We start from the raw sequence: 15,323 nt of genomic DNA, 5'->3' as shown, positions 1-15,323 counted from the left end.
CGGCGCATTTAATCGCCTGGGAACATAAACGGATTCAGGCTGCTGCGCGCGAAGCCTTCCTGTTCCATGCGCGCATCCAGCACCAGCGTGGCTAAATCATCGGCAACCGGTTCAACGGCGGGATCTTTCTCCTGATACAACATCTTCAGGTAAGTGCCGCAATCACCGCAGCTTTCCGCTTTCACCGCCGCTTTTTCGCTATCCAGTGACCAATAATGCAAGTCGCCGGTATTTTCGCAGTTCGAGCACTTGCTGCGCACCACATACCATTCACTTTCACACAGGTTGCAGTGCAGATAGCGCAAGCCTTGCTGACCCACATCCATATGCACCACGCTGGTGACCGGCACGCTGGCGCACACCGGGCAGAACTGGCGATGTTCGCCATATTCCGCACGCGCTTTGCCCGGAATTAACGCCGCCATCTGCGCCCAGTAAATCGACAACGCCGCCCAGATGAACGGCGATTTGTCGCTGCTGACTTGCGCGAAATCGCCTTCCAACAGCGCATGCGCCAGATTTTCCAGTTCGCTGGTGGAGGCCTTTTCCAGATTCTCCAGCACCGCCAGCGCCTGGCCGCTCATCTCCGGTTTTAGCTCGGCGATCAGCGAATGCAGCAAACGCTGCCAGTGCGCGGTACGTGGGAAGGTGTGGATATCGAGCGGCGGTTTGCCTTGCTCGGCGCTGTCGGCCAGCCGCTGTTGCAGATCAATTTGCAGCGGATGGTCATACAGCACGATCTCCTGCGCCTCGGCAATCATCGCGGCAAAGCGCAGATAATCGCCCAGCGGATTCTTCGCCGCCAGATCGCGCAAACGTGCCGCACGGCGGCTATACAGATTTTTCAGCCGAGGGAAAAGTAACGGCGGAACTTGCTCCGCCGTCAGTTTTGCACCTTTCTCCAGCTGGTCCTGCGGGATGATGCGAATACTCATCAGGGACGTTTTTCCTGTTGTGTTTGGCGTTGGCGCTGCTCGCGATACCAGCGTGGATGATGTTTCTTCGCCCACGCAGCCGGAACCCAGCCCTCAACCATGGCAGTAATGGTGCCTTTTACCCACAACGCGGCATAAATGTGCACCATAATCACCACGATCAGCGCCACAGCTGAGACCGAATGCACCACTAACGCGATGCGAATCAGCGGAATGGTAAAGGCACCGGCAAAGTACGGGCGCCAGATAACAATTCCGCTCACCAGCAGCAAGACTAAGCTGATGATAGCAGCCCAGAACACACACTTCTGCCCGAAGTTGTATTTGCCGGTGTCGCCGACCTCTTCATTGCGCACGATTTTGTGGATGTTTTTCGCCCACACCAGATCTTCGCGGTTTATCAGATTATGCTTCCAATAACGCAAGAACATGATGATAAAGGCGGCAAACATCACCGTACCGACGAAGGGATGCAGGATACGCGCCAGCTGCGGCGTGCCAAGCACGTGCATCAACCAGTTAAACGACGGGAAGAAGAAACCTAATCCGCTCAGCGCGGCAAACACAAAACAGAACGCCACAATCCAGTGATTGATGCGTTCCGGCGCGCTGTAGCGCACCAGGCGATCGCGTTTTTTCATTATTCGCGCTCCTCTTTTTCGTGCAGGTTATCGTCATCCTCTTCCACGCGGTTTGGCCCAACGCCAACGTAGTGGAACACCGCGGCGGCGAAGGTGGCAGCAAAGCCCACCGCGGCCAGCGGTTTCCAGATGCCTTTCCAGAAGGTTACCGCTTTGCTGATGCTCGGATTGTCCGGCAAACCGTGATACAGCTGCGGTTTGTTGGCATGGTGCAACACGTACATCACGTGCGTGCCGCCGACGCCTTCCGGATCGTACAAGCCAGCATTGGCATAACCGCGCGTATTCAGCTCGGCCACGCGTTCACCGGCCAGCGCCTGCATATCGCTTTTGCTGCCGAAGTGAATCGCGCCAGTCGGACAGGTTTTCACGCACGCCGGTTCTTGCCCAACATTGACACGATCGACGCACAACGTGCATTTATACACGCGGTTATCGTCTTTATTCAGACGCGGCACATCGAACGGACAGCCTGCGATGCAGTAGCCGCAGCCAATGCACTGTTCTGACTGAAAATCGACGATGCCGTTGGCGTACTGAATGATCGCGCCTTCAGACGGGCACGCTTTCAGGCAGCCGGGATCGGCGCAGTGCATGCAGCCATCTTTGCGAATTAGCCACTCTAACTTGCCGTTCTCCTCAACTTCTGAGAAGCGCATCACCGTCCAGGATTTAGCGGTCAAATCCGCCGGGTTGTCGTACACCCCAACGTTATGACCGACTTCATCACGGATGTCGTTCCACTCCGAACACGCCACCTGACAGGCTTTGCAGCCGATACAGGTGGTCACGTCGATCAGCTTCGCCACTTCCTGCTGATGGTTACGCGCCTGCGGGGCAGGCGTGAATCCATTGGTGGCAGAGCGGCGGATAATGTCTTGAGATTGATAAGCCATATTCGTTCTCCTTACACCTTCTCGACGTTAACGAGGAACGCCTTAAATTCTGGCGTTTGCGTGTTGGCGTCACCGACAAATGGCGTCAAGGTATTGGCGATAAAGCCTTTTTTCGCCACGCCTTGATAGCCCCAGTGAATCGGAATGCCGATGGTATCGACGATTTTGCCGTCAACATCCAATGGACGGATGCGCTTGGTCACCACCGCTTTGGCTTTGATGTAGCCGCGATTGGAGCTGACTTTCACCGTATCGCCCTGCGCGATGCCTAGCTTGTTCGCCAGCTTCTCGCCGATTTCAATAAACTGCTCCGGTTGCGCGATGGCATTGAGCCGCGCGTGTTTGGTCCAGTAATGGAAATGCTCGGTGAGACGATAGGTGGTGCCGACATACGGGAACTGCTCGGCTTTGCCCATCGCGGCCAAATCGTCTTTGAACACGCGCGCCGCCGGATTCGAAATCACGTTTGGATGCAGCGGGTTGGTGCCAATCGGCGTTTCAAACGGCTCGTAGTGTTCCGGGAACGGACCTTCGGCCATTTTATCCAGCGCAAACAGGCGACCCATTCCTTCCGGTTGCATGATGAACGGACCGACATCGCTGCCAGGTGCGGCGGCGCTGTAATCCGGCACATCCATGCCGCCCCATTTCGCGCCATCCCATTTGAGGATCTGGCGTTTCGGGTCCCACGGATTGCCTTGCGGATCGGCCGAGGCGCGGTTGTAGAGAATGCGGCGATTCAGCGGCCATGCCCAACTCCAGTTGAGCGTGTTGCCCAGCCCGGTAGGATCGGTGTTGTCGCGGCGCGCCATCTGGTTGCCATCCGGCGTCCAGCTACCGGCGAAAATCCAGCAACCGCTCATGGTGCTGCCGTCATCTTTCAAATGCGCAAAGGTGCTGAGCTGTTGGCCTTTTTTCGCCAGCAGCGTGCCTTTGTCATCGAAGATATCGGCCAGCGCTTTGCCGTTGTTTTCCATCGCTACTTCTTCTGGCGCTGGATTCTCTGGCGTCAGGTAATTCCAGCTCATGTTCAGCACTTGCTCAGGCAACGCGCCGCCTTCACTGGCGTACATTTTGCGCAGACGCGAGTAGATGCCAGAAAGAATTTCACCGTCGTTTAGCGCTTCGCCCGGCGCATCCTGACCTTTCCAGTGCCATTGCAGCCAACGGCCAGAGTTAACGATTGAACCGTTCTCTTCGGCGAAGCAGGTAGATGGCAAGCGGAACACTTCGGTTTGAATCTGCGACGGATCGACATTATTAAATTCGTCGTGATTCTCCCAGAAGGTGGAAGTTTCGGTGTTGAGCGGATCGATCGTCACCAGGAACTTCAACTTCGACAGCGACGCAATCACTTTGCCTTTGTTCGGGAACGAGGCAACCGGGTTAAAGCCCTGGCACAGATAGCCGTTGACCTTGCCCTGCGACATCATCTCGAAGTACTGCAACACGTCGTAGCCTTTGTCCCACTTCGGCAACCAATCGAAGCCCCAGTTGTTCTCTTTCTGGGCTTTGTCGCCATAGAAAGCTTTCATCTGGCTGACAAAGAATTTCGGGTAGTTGCTCCAGTAGTTCACCTGGCCCGGCAGCAGCGCTTTTGGCGTGTTAGCGGTCAGATAGGTTTGCAGGTCGGTTTGCTTCTCCGATGGCAACGTCATGTAGCCCGGCAGACTTTGCGACAGCAGGCCAAGATCGGTTAAGCCCTGAATGTTGGAGTGACCACGCAGTGCGTTGATGCCGCCGCCAATCATACCCATATTGCCCAGCAGCAACTGAATCATCGCCATAGTGCGGATGTTCTGCGCGCCAACTGAGTGTTGCGTCCAGCCGAGTGCATACAGGAATGAGGTGGTGCGATCGCGCGCGCTGGTTTCGCCCAGCAATTCGCAAACGTGCAGGAAGTCAGCTTTTGGCGTGCCGCAGATGCGCTCGACGATTTCCGGCGTGTAGCGGCTGACGTGCTGTTTCAGCAGGTTCCACACGCAGCGCGGATGCGTCAGCGTGGTGTCGCGTTTGGCAAAGCCATCGTCGCCCAGCTCGTAGTTCCAGCTGGTTTTATCGTATTTGCGATTCGCTTCGTCGTAGCCGCTGAACAGGCCATCTTCAAAATGATAATCCTCGCGCACGATCAAGCTGGCGTTGGTGTACGCCTCAACATATTCGCGCTGGATTTTTTCGTTTTGCAGCAGCCACAGCAGTACGCCCGACAGGAACGTGATGTCGGTGCCCGAGCGGATCGGCGTATAGAAATCGGCTACCGATGCGGTTCGAGTGAAACGCGGATCGATAACAATGATTTTGGCTTTGTTGTGAATTTTGGCTTCCATCGCCCAGCGGAATCCCACCGGATGCGCTTCAGCGGCGTTACCGCCCATCACAACAATCAGATTGGCATTACGGATGTCGACCCAGTGATTGGTCATCGCACCGCGACCAAAAGTTGGAGCAAGACTTGCTACCGTTGGTCCGTGTCAAACGCGTGCCTGGTTGTCGACCGCTAACATGCCAAGCGATCGGGTAAATTTCTGGGTTAAATAGCCGGTTTCATTGCTGGAGGCCGAAGCACACAGCATGCCGGTGGAGAGCCAACGGTTAACCGTTACGCCCGCGGCGTTCTGCGCGATAAAGTTAGTATCGCGGTCGGCTTTCATCAGTTTGGCGATGCGATCAAAGGCATCATCCCAGCTAATGCGCTGCCATTTATCGGAACCTGGCGCGCGGTATTCTGGGAAATGAAGGCGACTGTCGCTGTGGATAAAGTCGAGCAGGCCAGCACCTTTCGGGCACAATGCGCCGCGGCTCACCGGATGATCCGGATCCCCTTCGATGTGGAAAATGGTTTCTTTGGCGTTTTTCGCGCCGTCACCGAGGCTGTACATTAACAAGCCGCAGCCGACTGAGCAGTAAGTGCAGGTGTTACGCGTCTCGCGCGCGCGCAGCAGTTTATACTGTCGCGTTTCCGCCAGTGCTACTTCTGGCGCAAAGCCCAGCAGCGCTGCCGTTGTCCCTGCCATACCGCCAGCGCATACCTTGAAGAATTTTCTTCGGCTGACGTTCATGGATTATCCTTTCAACATGAATGATTAATTTTTACTTTTGCGGTGCAGTGCATCGGGCGTCAGAATAACCCGACGAATATTGCGGCAATAGCGGCTTAATAATACCACTACTTTAGTAAGGTTGTTGCATGAGGCAAAAAAAGTGACAGAGAAGGAACAAGAAAGTCACAGTAATGTGAATGAGATCTCAGGCGCGGTGCAGGCGCAGGTGCGACAGCGGCGTGATATCAGCCTTGCGGAAAATGATTGGCTGGCGCAGGAAGTGCCGGTTGCGCTGGTGTATAACGGCATTTCGCACGTAGTAATGATGGCAACGCCGAACGATCTGGAAACTTTCGCATTAGGTTTCTCGCTCTCGGAAGGCATTATTGCGCGCCCGGATGAAATCTTTGGTATCGATGTGGTGCCGGGCTGTAATGGCATTGAAGTGCAGATCGAACTCTCCAGCCGTCGCTTTATGGCGCTGAAAGAGCAGCGCCGCGCGATGGCCGGACGCACCGGTTGCGGCGTGTGCGGCGTCGAGCAGCTCGATCAAATCGGCAAACCGCTGCAACCGTTGCCGTTCACGCAAACCTTTGATTTAGCTAATCTCGATACGGGTTTGGCGCAATTACGCGACTATCAACCGATCGGCAATCTTACCGGTTGTACGCATGCGGCGGCGTGGATGTCGCCAGCCGGCCAATTGCAGGGCGGCTGCGAAGATGTGGGTCGCCATGTGGCGCTGGATAAACTGCTGGGACAGCGCAGCCAACAAGCGTGGCAGCAGGGCGCGGTGCTGGTATCGAGCCGCGCCAGCTATGAGATGGTGCAGAAATCGGCGATGTGCGGCGTGGAAATCTTGTTTGCGGTTTCGGCGGCGACACAACTGGCGGTGGACGTCGCCGAGCGCTGCAATTTAACGCTGGTAGGGTTTAGTAAGCCAGGACGCGCCACGGTGTATAGTCACCCGCAGCGTTTACGTTAAACCACCTGAACTTGTGGCAGCGCCTGTTGCAGGGCGCTGAGCGCGCCGGGTTTAGCCGGGCCGCCGTCGCAAATCACCAGATCGATCTCGCCAATCGGGGCGTAAACCGTGCGGCTAACCACGCCGAGCTTGCTGTGATCGGCCAATAAAATGGTGCGATTGGCCTGCTGCACCATGGCGCGAGCAATCGCCGCTTCGTGCGGATGAAAACTGCTGGCACCGTTTTTCGCCTCAATGCCTACTGGCGAGAGCAGCGCAACATCGGCGCGATAACGATAAATTTCGCCGAGGGTCAATTCTCCGCGCGTTTGCTGCGCGCCTGCCATCATCATGCCGCCAATCAAAATCACCTGATTATTCAAACTTTCATGCTCTTCCGCCGCGCTTAACGCCAGCGCGGCTTGCAGGCTGTTGGTGATGATGGTTAAGCCCGACATGGTGCGCAACTCTTCTGCCAGCATGGTGGTGGTGGTGCCGGCATCAAGAAACAGCGTTTGGCCCGGCTGGAGATGCTGGGTTGCGGCCACGGCAATCGCGCGTTTCTCTTTGGCCTGCGCGTTGCGGCGCACCTGCAACGGCGGCTCCGGCTGGCTATCCACCGCCATCAAGCCACCGTGCACCCGCCGCGCCAATCCTTGCGCTTCCAGTTCAATAATGTCGCGCCGCGCAGTCTCGCGGGAAATCCCGAGTTCTTTGATGATGCGTTCAGTGCTGAGCTGATGCTGCGTAGTCAGCAGCGCGCGAATGCGGTGTAAACGGATTTCCTGCAACATGACTTTTCCCTGTGGCGTGTTCAAGCTGGGCCTAAGCTTACCTGAGTGTCATCACGGCGTCATGTGTATTTGGTTGTATTTGTGTATTTGGTTGCATTTGTCGCCAAAGCAGGCATGATAATGCGCAATGGCTATTTCGCATGCACCCCTTTCACCTTCGCAACGGGAGTTACCATGGCTACACGTTCTACCATCATGGACACCAACAGTTTTCGTGCTGAGCACGCCGATGGATTGGATGCGGCAACCCGCAAACTAACCGATAAGCGCAGCAAAGTGTTGGGCGAGTCGTATCGCCTGTTTTACCGCAAGCCGGTGCACTTAGTGCGCGGCGAAGGGCAATATTTGTGGGATGCGGCGGGTGATAAATACCTGGACGCCTATAACAACGTGGCGAGCATTGGTCACTGCCATCCGGCGGTGATTGAGGCGGTAAATCAGCAGATGAAAATGCTGAATACGCATACGCGTTATCTGCACGAACGTATCCTCGATTACACCGAAGAATTATTAGCCACCACGCCAGACGCCATCGATCGCGCCATGTATATGTGCACCGGATCAGAAGCCAACGATTTGGCGATTCGCGTGGCGCGCGCTTTCAGTGGCGGCACCGGCATTATCGTTTCGCAAGAGGCGTATCACGGCACCAGCGATCTGACGTCAGGCGTATCCCCAGCACTTGGCAGCGGACAACCGCTGGCGGCGACCACGCGTTTGGTGTCGCCGCCGGATGCTTATCGCGTGGATGCGCCGGATTTGGGCGAGTGGTTTGCCCATGAAATCCAGAAGCAGATCGATGATATGAAAGCGCACGGCATTAAGTTTGCTGGTTTCCTCGCTGATTCGATTTTCTCTTCTGATGGCGTGTTGCCGAATCCGCGCGGCTTCCTGCAAAAAGCCGTTGATGTGGTGCATGCTAACGGCGGTATTTTCATCGCCGATGAAGTGCAGCCTGGTTTTGGTCGTACCGGCGATGCGTTCTGGGGTTTTGCGCGTCACGGCGTGGTGCCGGATGTGGTGACCACCGGCAAACCAATGGGCAACGGCATTCCGGTTTCTGGTCTGTTGGCGAAAAGCGATGTGCTGGCGGCGTTCAGCGATGAGATTCCTTACTTCAACACCTTTGGCGGCAATCCGGTGGCGATGGCGGCGGCGCAAGCAGTGCTGCAAGTGATAAAAGAAGAAGGTTTGCAGGAGCACAGCCGCGTGGTCGGCGCCAAACTGCTGACTGAATTGCAGAAGCTGATGGATCGCCATGAATCGATTGGCGATGTGCGTGGCGCAGGCCTGTTTATTGGCTTTGAGTTGGTGCAAGATCACGCCAGCAAAACGCCAGATAAAGCCCTGGCGCTGGATTTAATTGAGAAGCTGCGCGAGCACCGTGTGCTCACGTCGGTGGCCGGCCCGTATGGCAACGTACTGAAATTGCGTCCGCCGTTGGCGTTCCAGGAAGCGGATATCGATTGGCTGGTGGGTGCGCTGGATAAGTCGTTGACTGAGTTGGGACGATAAACGTAAACCAGGTCGCCATGAAGAAGGTGCGTTTATTTAAACGGTCGCCATGAATGGCGACCCTACACATTACGCTGTTGCGGTTTCTTCGGCGAAAATGTTTTCCATCTTCTGCCATGCCTGCGCCACATCATCATCCAGATTAAACAAACCTGATGTGCCGACAATAAACACATCCACGCCGGACGCCGCGATTTGTTTAAAGGTGCGCGCATTGCACGAACCATCAATTTCCGTCAGATAGTGATAACCGTGCTCTTCACGCATCGCGATTAACTGGCGAATCTTATTCAAGGTTTCCGGAATAAATTTCTGACCAGCAAAACCAGGGTCAACCGACATCACCGTGACTTTATCCAGCAGATGCGCATATTCGCGAATGCTATCTGCTGTCGTGGCGGGATTTAAAACTACGCCACAACGGCGACCGGCATCTTTAATCTGCGTTAGCAGGCGGAAGATTTTATTATTGGCGGTTTCTGGATGGAAGCTAATCACATCGGCTCCGGCATCAATACACATCGGAATAATATCTTCCGGATGATTCACCATTAAATGCACATCAATCGGCACATCGGTAATTTTACGCAGATTCTCAATAAAGAACGGCGACAGCGTAATATTTTTAACGTAGCTGCCATCCATAATATCGACATGATAAAACGCGGCTTTGCTATTCATGGCTTCAACTTGCTCACGAAAACGCGTTAAATCCATACACATTAGTGACGGTGAAAATTTGGCGTTCATGTTATTTATCCTCATTACAACAACAGCGCCCGCAGGCGCTGTTACTGACATCAATGGAAGAACGAAATAATGTGGCCGAGAACAATACCGACGATACCGAAGTCGGCATCACCGAAGGTGGTGGATGCGAAGCCCAGATCGCCCATCAGCGGCAGCAAAATCGCTGGCAGGAAGGAGATCAACAGACCTTGCACAAAGGCACCGATAATCGCGCCGCGACGGCCGCCAGTGATGTTGCCGTAAACGCCTGCGGTGGCGCCGCAGAAGAAGTGCGGCACTAAGCCCGGCACGATAACGCTCAAGCCAAACAGCGGGCACAGGAACATGCTGATCAGACCGGCGGAGAAGCTCGACAGGAAGCCGATGATCACCGCATTCGGTGCGAACGGGAATACGGTTGGGCAATCCAGCGCCGGTTTGGCGTTGGGTACCAATTTATCGGCGATACCTTTAAAGGCTGGCACGATCTCGGCAATTACCATACGCACACCGGCGAGGATGATGTAAACGCCCGCGGCAAAGGTGATTGACTGGATGATGGCGAACACGATGTAGTTCTGACCGCCACTGACGCTTTCGGTGAACTCTTTGCCTGCCACCAACACCAGCGCGATAAACAGAATCATCATGGTCAGCGAGATCGCTACCGATGAGTCGCGCAGGAAGTTGAGGGTTTTCGGGACTTTCAGCTCTTCAATTGACGGGCTGCCTTTACCGACCACTTTGCCGACCAACGCCGACAGCAGATAACCGGTTGAACCAAAGTGGCCGAGCGCCAGGTCATCTGAGTTGGTGATTTTGCGCGTGAACGGCTGCAAGATCGCCGGGCACACCACCATCATGGTGCCGAGAATCAGCGAACCGATCAGCACCAGCCAGAAACCATGCACACCGCCAACCGACAAGATTACCGCCAGCATCGCCGACATATACAGCGTATGGTGACCAGTCAGGAAGATGTATTTCAACGGGGTAATGCGCGCCAGCACAATGTTAACCAGCATACCGAATACCATGATCATCGCGGTTTCGGTGCCGTAACTTTTCTGAGCCAGCGCAGCCATCGCATCGGTGTTTGGCACCACGCCCTGAATATTAAAGGAGTGTTCAAACAGCTGACTGAAGATGGTCAAGGTGGCCGCAATTAAGTTGGCCCCGGCGATGAGAATAACAAAGCCCATGATGGTTTTAAGCGTACCGGAAATAACATCAGACACCGGTTTCTTTTGCAGCAATAAACCAAACAGGGAAAAAAGGCCGACAAGTATTGCGGGTGTTCCGAGAACATCCTTTATAATAAATTGCAGCATAACTTACTCCGTATGAGTAACGCGTACTTAGCTTGCGACGTAATTAGAGGTTTTCAGCCAGAATTTCTTTAATTTTTGCATTGTCTAATAAATTGCTCAGGCCAACGACTTTCGCGCTGTGGCCTGCCAGATTATCGGCGATATCTTTAGCGGCAATAATTAAATCGGCGTGTTCAGATTTCGCTGAAGTCAAATCGGTATGGCCGACTTCGGCTTCTTTACCTAATTCAGCGACAATCTTCTTCACGTTCATTTCAACAATAAAGCTGCTGCCTAAACCATTTCCGCACACAATTAATACTTTTTTCATTTTTAAATTCTCTGGTGATTAATTTTTAATGACAGCTTCGATCGCTGGCAGGGTGGAAGCCGACAGCAATTGCTGTAGGCGGGATTCGTCGCTGAAGACATCCGCTAAGGCAGTGATCATCTGAATATGATCGTCGCCCGAAACGGCACACAGCATGATGACCACATAAACCGGATCGTTTTCATCGGCTTGAAAGCTCACGCCATTTTTCACGTGCAGCAGCGTCAGACCGTTTTTACGTGCACCTTGTTCTGGTCGGGCATGCGGCATCGCCAGGCCGGGTGCCAACACGTAATACGGGCCGAGTTCGGCATGCGAAGTAAAGATGGCGTCGAGATAAGCCGGGCTGATGGCCCCTTCAGCCAGCAGCGGTTCTGCGGATAAGCGCACCGCTTCCTGCCAGTCGCTAACCTGCTTGACTACGCGAATGTGTTGCGGGGTGAGCCATTGAGTGAGCATCAGTAATTCCTGTTTATTCGTCGATGGAGTGCAATGTAGGTTATTTTCTCGCCCACTTTCTGTGATGATTGTCGCAAAAGTTAGCGCTAACACGGAGTTTGTTAAAAAACGTGTTATCGCTAACATTTTTGCTAGGTGCGTTTGTCATTGTTGCAAGCGCCTGACATGCTCGGCTTTACTTAAACCGTTAACAGGTGAGGGATGCCCGAATCTGTGGTTTTTAACATAGCGCGTTAACACTTTTGGTTTTAAGCTGCGTCCTGGCAAAAAAGGCGAGTGAGACAGGAGATGGCATGACAGAAAAAAGACGGCGCAGCACCGGCAAAAGCACCCTGGCCGATGTCGCCCGTTTAGTCGGCGTCAGCACCATGACGGCATCACGCGCTTTGCGCATGCCGGAGAAGGTCTCGCCTGAAATTCGCGCCAAAATTGATGCCGCAGTCACTGAGCTTTCGTATGTACCGAACGTGCAGGCGAGCAATCTGGCGTCGGCGACCTCGCGGCTGATCACCATGGTGGTGCCATCTTTCGCCACGCCGGGCAGTGCGATTGTCTCGGAAGCGTTGCAGGAAGTGTTACGACCGCAGGGTTACAACATGATGCTGGCGGAAGCCAATCACTCGGCGGCGGAAGAGAGCCATTTGATCGAAATGTTGCTCTCCTACAATCCGGCGGCGATGGTGCATTTCAATTTTGATAACGCGGCGGAAGCGCACCGGCTGCTGAGTAATTCCGGCTTGCCGGTGATGGATATTGGCGGCGTACATCAGGATTCAGCGGGCATTAGCATTGGGGTTGATTACGCCAAAGCGATTCGCCAACTGGTGCAAAGCCTGGTCGAGCGCGGCTATCGCAACCTCGGTTTGCTGTGCACGCATAGCAACAACACCATTTTCCGCCAACTGTTGAACGGCTGGCACAGCGGCATGTTGGCGATGAATCAGGCGCCGCATCGCGTAGTGACATCGCCGAAAATGCCGACTTTCGCAGCCGGACATAGCTTGCTGGCGGAGATCCGCCTGACCTGGCCGGAGCTGGATGTGCTGATTTGTACCAGCGATGAAGTGGCATGTGGCGCGGTGATGGCGTGTCATGCGGCGGGCATCGCCATCCCCAGCCAGTTGGCGATTGCCAGCATTGGCGGCGGGCCCATCGCAGCGGTGTGTTCGCCGCCGCTCACCAGCATTGTGTTGCCGTATGAAGAGATGGGGCGCATGGCGGGCAAACGTCTGTTGTCGGCACTTAAAGGCGATGAACCACCGGCCATCAACGAGTTAGCGGTGCAGCTTAAGCTGCGCGCCAGCACGCACAAGGTGTAGCGCTGCGTGCGCACCTTTTTCCAGATTCTTCAAATCCTTATCAATTCTAAGGCATTGATAACCCTTTTACGGATCATGTTTTTAACTATAATGATCCGACTGCTTACGCGGCCCACCCGATCGGTGGTGCTGCAAAACACTAAATGGAGAGGAAGAACATGAGTTATTCACTGCCATCCCTGCCGTACGCATACGACGCACTGGAACCGCACTTCGACAAGCAGACGATGGAAATCCATCACTCTAAACACCACCAGGCTTACGTGAACAACGCTAACGCAGCGCTGGAAGGTACCGAATTCGCTAACCTGCCGGTTGAAGAACTGATCGCTAAACTGGATCAGCTGCCAGCAGACAAAAAAGGTCCACTGCGTAACAACGCCGGTGGCCACGCTAACCACAGCTTCTTCTGGAAAGGCTTGAAACTGGGCACCTCGCTGCAAGGCGAGCTGAAAGCTGCCATCGAAAAAGATTTCGGCAGCGTTGAAGCTTTCCAGGCTGAGTTCGAGAAAGCCGCTACCACTCGCTTCGGTTCAGGCTGGGCGTGGCTGGTGAAAAAAGGTGACAAACTGGCTGTGGTTTCTACCGCAAACCAGGATAGCCCGCTGATGGGTGAAGCGGTCGCTGGCGTTTCTGGCTTCCCAATCATTGGTCTGGATGTGTGGGAACACGCTTACTACCTGAAGTATCAGAACAAACGTCCTGATTACATCAAAGCTTTCTGGAATGTAGTGAACTGGGACGAAGCAGCGGCACGTTTCGCTTCTGCTAAGTAAGTTCCGGCGCGAGCCAACTGCATGCAAACCGGTGACTGAGTCGCCGGTTTTTTTTCGTCTTAACTAAACCTTTACTAAACGAAGTCACTATTTTCCTACCTGATGATACCGCTGCGAAAGCTATTAACCTGCCGTTGATAATTTGGGGCATATACTGGCGGCAATCCGTCTCGCAAAGCCTAAATAATCATGTCTATTATCACAACTTCTGTGACGAATAATGATTCGTCAGCACCGCTGTTTTTGCCGTTAATAAGCGGAAAGTTCAGGCCGAATAAACTTTGGAATAGCACAAGCTTTCGCACGAAATTTGCCTTAAGGTCGTTAGTGTTTCCTATAACTACTTTTAGTTACCTTAACCAATTAGCGAAACTATCCGCGCTGCCGCAGTTATTAACCGTACAAGGTTTACTGCCGGCGAAACCCCATCGTCCCTATTTGCGAGCAGGCTTCAGTGTGGCACAGCGTGCGCAGGCGATCATTGACCATTATACCTTGATGGAACAACTGGATAACGTCACGCTGCGCCAGCTGTTACAAAGCCCAGGCGACAATCCGTTGGCTAATTTAGAGGGCAAAAATGGCGAGGCATTTGTTATTCATTGCTGCCCAGGACGTTTCGATCGTGAAGGCGAAGTGACTCTGGAACTGCGCTATGAAACGGTGTTGATTGCGTCATTATCTTTCTCAATTATTAATGAGCACCACCAGCGCACATTATTAATTGGTGGTTTGCAGGGGCCGCGCAAACATATTTCTAACGATGTGATTCGTGATGCCACTAAAGCGGCACACGGCGTATTCCCAAAACGTTTGCTGATGGAAGCGGTATTTAATTTAGCGGAAATGTGCCACGTTGCTGCGATCTGCGCGGTCGGTGATAACACCCACGTATTCCGCAGCCTGCGTTATCGTCACAGCAAAGGCGATAAGTTCTTTGCCAGCTACAGCGAGTTCTGGTTATCGCTGGGTGGCGTGGCGCGTGAGGATGAGATTTTTGCGTTGCCGCTGCGCGTTGAGCGTAAAGATCTGGAAGAGATTGCCAGCAAGAAGCGCGCCGAATATCGCCGTCGCTATGCCTTGCTGGACAGCCTGAATCAACAAGTTGCTCAGGCTGCGGGCATCGAACGCGACGTGTCACACGCCGCGTAACTCAGTTTAGAACGGCTGCTTCGCGTAGCCGGTCATCACTTTCAGTCCCATCTCACGTCCGAGCGCGGTCATTGGGTGCACCACCACCAAGCCGCGCACGCTTTTCTTAAATGCGCCCATGTTGGCTTGTTCTTTTTTAGTGATTTCGCGGCTAAAGCCCAGTTTCTGCAACTGTTGTGCTTCTTTGCTCAGCTTCTCGGTGCGTACATTGCGCAGACGCTCAATTTCCAGCTCCAGCTTCTCTTTTTCACGCAGCAGTTCACCGAGTTTCTCGGCATCACCGGACGCCAGCAGTGGCGCTTCTTTGCGATTCAATGCATCCAGCTGGTCGCTGAGCAGTTTGATCTCGGCTTTTTCTTGTTCTTTCATTGGGGGAAAACTCGTTAAGGAAAACAGGCAAAGGATACACAAATCTGCGTGCTTTTGCAGCGTGGCAGTTTCGTAAAGCAGGTCGCCATGAA

15 protein-coding genes are annotated in these 15,323 nt (G+C 54.0%); 5 read left to right on the top strand and 10 right to left on the bottom strand.

Annotation, left to right across the window (positions count from 1 at the left end; genetic code table 11):
- Positions 1-8 precede the first annotated feature (8 nt).
- Genes fdhE through fdnG form a run of 4 tightly spaced genes read right to left on the bottom strand, consistent with a single transcriptional unit; the run spans position 9 to position 5,531 of the window.
- Positions 9-935: a formate dehydrogenase accessory protein FdhE gene (gene fdhE, locus ACPUC7_RS14965; protein ID WP_343553375.1), complete on the bottom strand. Its 927-nt coding sequence runs from the start codon at positions 933-935 to the stop codon at positions 9-11.
- A complete protein-coding gene (gene fdoI, locus ACPUC7_RS14960) occupies positions 935-1,576 on the bottom strand; it encodes a formate dehydrogenase cytochrome b556 subunit (protein WP_343553376.1) in 642 nt (213 codons plus the stop codon). Before fdoI ends, fdhE begins: the two co-directional genes overlap by 1 nt.
- The gene (gene fdxH / locus ACPUC7_RS14955; RefSeq protein ID WP_343553377.1) at positions 1,576-2,472 is read right to left on the bottom strand and encodes a formate dehydrogenase subunit beta; all 897 of its coding nucleotides are present in this window, start codon (positions 2,470-2,472) and stop codon (positions 1,576-1,578) included. Before fdxH ends, fdoI begins: the two co-directional genes overlap by 1 nt.
- 11 nt (positions 2,473-2,483) lie before the next feature.
- Positions 2,484-5,531 (bottom strand): formate dehydrogenase-N subunit alpha, encoded by a 3,048-nt coding sequence (fdnG, locus tag ACPUC7_RS14950; protein WP_494923511.1) that lies wholly within the window; start codon positions 5,529-5,531, stop codon positions 2,484-2,486.
- A 124-nt stretch (positions 5,532-5,655) separates the two neighbouring features.
- Between fdnG and fdhD the strand changes: the two genes are divergently transcribed.
- Entirely contained in the window at positions 5,656-6,498 is an 843-nt protein-coding gene (fdhD, locus tag ACPUC7_RS14945; RefSeq protein ID WP_494923510.1) for a formate dehydrogenase accessory sulfurtransferase FdhD, read from the top strand.
- Here the strand turns inward: fdhD and ACPUC7_RS14940 are convergent.
- Entirely contained in the window at positions 6,495-7,271 is a 777-nt protein-coding gene (locus tag ACPUC7_RS14940; RefSeq protein WP_494923509.1) for a DeoR/GlpR family DNA-binding transcription regulator, read from the bottom strand. The genes fdhD and ACPUC7_RS14940 overlap by 4 nt on opposite strands.
- A 174-nt stretch (positions 7,272-7,445) precedes the next feature.
- Here ACPUC7_RS14940 and ACPUC7_RS14935 point away from each other — a divergent pair, with 174 nt between their 5' ends.
- A complete protein-coding gene (locus ACPUC7_RS14935) occupies positions 7,446-8,786 on the top strand; it encodes an aspartate aminotransferase family protein (protein ID WP_494923508.1) in 1,341 nt (446 codons plus the stop codon).
- Positions 8,787-8,855: 69 nt separating this feature from the next.
- Here the strand turns inward: ACPUC7_RS14935 and alsE are convergent, their stop codons facing one another.
- The 4 genes from alsE to ACPUC7_RS14915 are packed head-to-tail and all read right to left on the bottom strand — an operon-like array spanning position 8,856 to position 11,615.
- Positions 8,856-9,536, bottom strand: a complete 681-nt coding sequence (gene alsE, locus ACPUC7_RS14930; RefSeq protein ID WP_494923507.1) for a D-allulose 6-phosphate 3-epimerase — start codon at positions 9,534-9,536, stop codon at positions 8,856-8,858.
- A gap of 50 nt (positions 9,537-9,586) precedes the next feature.
- Positions 9,587-10,846 carry a PTS ascorbate transporter subunit IIC gene (gene ulaA, locus ACPUC7_RS14925; protein WP_343553383.1) on the bottom strand — a complete coding sequence of 420 codons (1,260 nt, stop codon included), beginning with the start codon at positions 10,844-10,846 and terminating at the stop codon, positions 9,587-9,589.
- Between the two features lie 43 nt (positions 10,847-10,889).
- On the bottom strand, positions 10,890-11,156 hold the full coding sequence (locus ACPUC7_RS14920; protein ID WP_494923506.1) for a PTS sugar transporter subunit IIB: 267 nt from the start codon (positions 11,154-11,156) through the stop codon (positions 10,890-10,892).
- Between the two features lie 18 nt (positions 11,157-11,174).
- Positions 11,175-11,615: a PTS sugar transporter subunit IIA gene (locus tag ACPUC7_RS14915; protein ID WP_494923505.1), complete on the bottom strand. Its 441-nt coding sequence runs from the start codon at positions 11,613-11,615 to the stop codon at positions 11,175-11,177.
- Positions 11,616-11,908: 293 nt separating this feature from the next.
- Between ACPUC7_RS14915 and ACPUC7_RS14910 the strand changes: the two genes are divergently transcribed.
- From ACPUC7_RS14910 to ACPUC7_RS14900, 3 genes are all read left to right on the top strand, one after another.
- Positions 11,909-12,934, top strand: a complete 1,026-nt coding sequence (locus ACPUC7_RS14910; RefSeq protein WP_494923504.1) for a LacI family DNA-binding transcriptional regulator — start codon at positions 11,909-11,911, stop codon at positions 12,932-12,934.
- A 158-nt stretch (positions 12,935-13,092) separates the two neighbouring features.
- Positions 13,093-13,710: a superoxide dismutase [Mn] gene (gene sodA, locus ACPUC7_RS14905; RefSeq protein ID WP_494923503.1), complete on the top strand. Its 618-nt coding sequence runs from the start codon at positions 13,093-13,095 to the stop codon at positions 13,708-13,710.
- Positions 13,711-13,899: 189 nt separating this feature from the next.
- Positions 13,900-14,862, top strand: coding sequence for a VirK/YbjX family protein (locus ACPUC7_RS14900; protein WP_494923502.1), 963 nt, complete (start codon positions 13,900-13,902; stop codon positions 14,860-14,862).
- 6 nt (positions 14,863-14,868) lie between these two features.
- Here ACPUC7_RS14900 and ACPUC7_RS14895 read toward each other — a convergent pair whose 3' ends face one another.
- A complete protein-coding gene (locus tag ACPUC7_RS14895; protein WP_343553389.1) occupies positions 14,869-15,231 on the bottom strand; it encodes a YibL family ribosome-associated protein in 363 nt (120 codons plus the stop codon).
- Positions 15,232-15,323: the final 92 nt, after the last annotated feature.

The organism is Pantoea sp. CFCC18179 (genome assembly GCF_059412405.1).
This window is presented reverse-complemented; position numbering and strand designations above follow the sequence as displayed.

What these genes read in the sequence shown, in the direction of transcription:
- fdhE (WP_343553375.1), bottom strand. Translation starts at nt 935, where the DNA reads ATGAGTATTCGCATCATCCCGCAGGACCAGCTGGAGAAAGGTGCAAAA.
- fdoI (WP_343553376.1), bottom strand. Translation starts at nt 1,576, where the DNA reads ATGAAAAAACGCGATCGCCTGGTGCGCTACAGCGCGCCGGAACGCATC.
- fdxH (WP_343553377.1), bottom strand. Translation starts at nt 2,472, where the DNA reads ATGGCTTATCAATCTCAAGACATTATCCGCCGCTCTGCCACCAATGGA.
- ACPUC7_RS14940 (WP_494923509.1), bottom strand. Translation starts at nt 7,271, where the DNA reads ATGTTGCAGGAAATCCGTTTACACCGCATTCGCGCGCTGCTGACTACG.
- ACPUC7_RS14935 (WP_494923508.1), top strand. Translation starts at nt 7,446, where the DNA reads ATGGCTACACGTTCTACCATCATGGACACCAACAGTTTTCGTGCTGAG.
- alsE (WP_494923507.1), bottom strand. Translation starts at nt 9,536, where the DNA reads ATGAACGCCAAATTTTCACCGTCACTAATGTGTATGGATTTAACGCGT.
- ulaA (WP_343553383.1), bottom strand. Translation starts at nt 10,846, where the DNA reads ATGCTGCAATTTATTATAAAGGATGTTCTCGGAACACCCGCAATACTT.
- ACPUC7_RS14920 (WP_494923506.1), bottom strand. Translation starts at nt 11,156, where the DNA reads ATGAAAAAAGTATTAATTGTGTGCGGAAATGGTTTAGGCAGCAGCTTT.
- ACPUC7_RS14915 (WP_494923505.1), bottom strand. Translation starts at nt 11,615, where the DNA reads ATGCTCACTCAATGGCTCACCCCGCAACACATTCGCGTAGTCAAGCAG.
- ACPUC7_RS14910 (WP_494923504.1), top strand. Translation starts at nt 11,909, where the DNA reads ATGACAGAAAAAAGACGGCGCAGCACCGGCAAAAGCACCCTGGCCGAT.
- sodA (WP_494923503.1), top strand. Translation starts at nt 13,093, where the DNA reads ATGAGTTATTCACTGCCATCCCTGCCGTACGCATACGACGCACTGGAA.
- ACPUC7_RS14900 (WP_494923502.1), top strand. Translation starts at nt 13,900, where the DNA reads ATGTCTATTATCACAACTTCTGTGACGAATAATGATTCGTCAGCACCG.
- ACPUC7_RS14895 (WP_343553389.1), bottom strand. Translation starts at nt 15,231, where the DNA reads ATGAAAGAACAAGAAAAAGCCGAGATCAAACTGCTCAGCGACCAGCTG.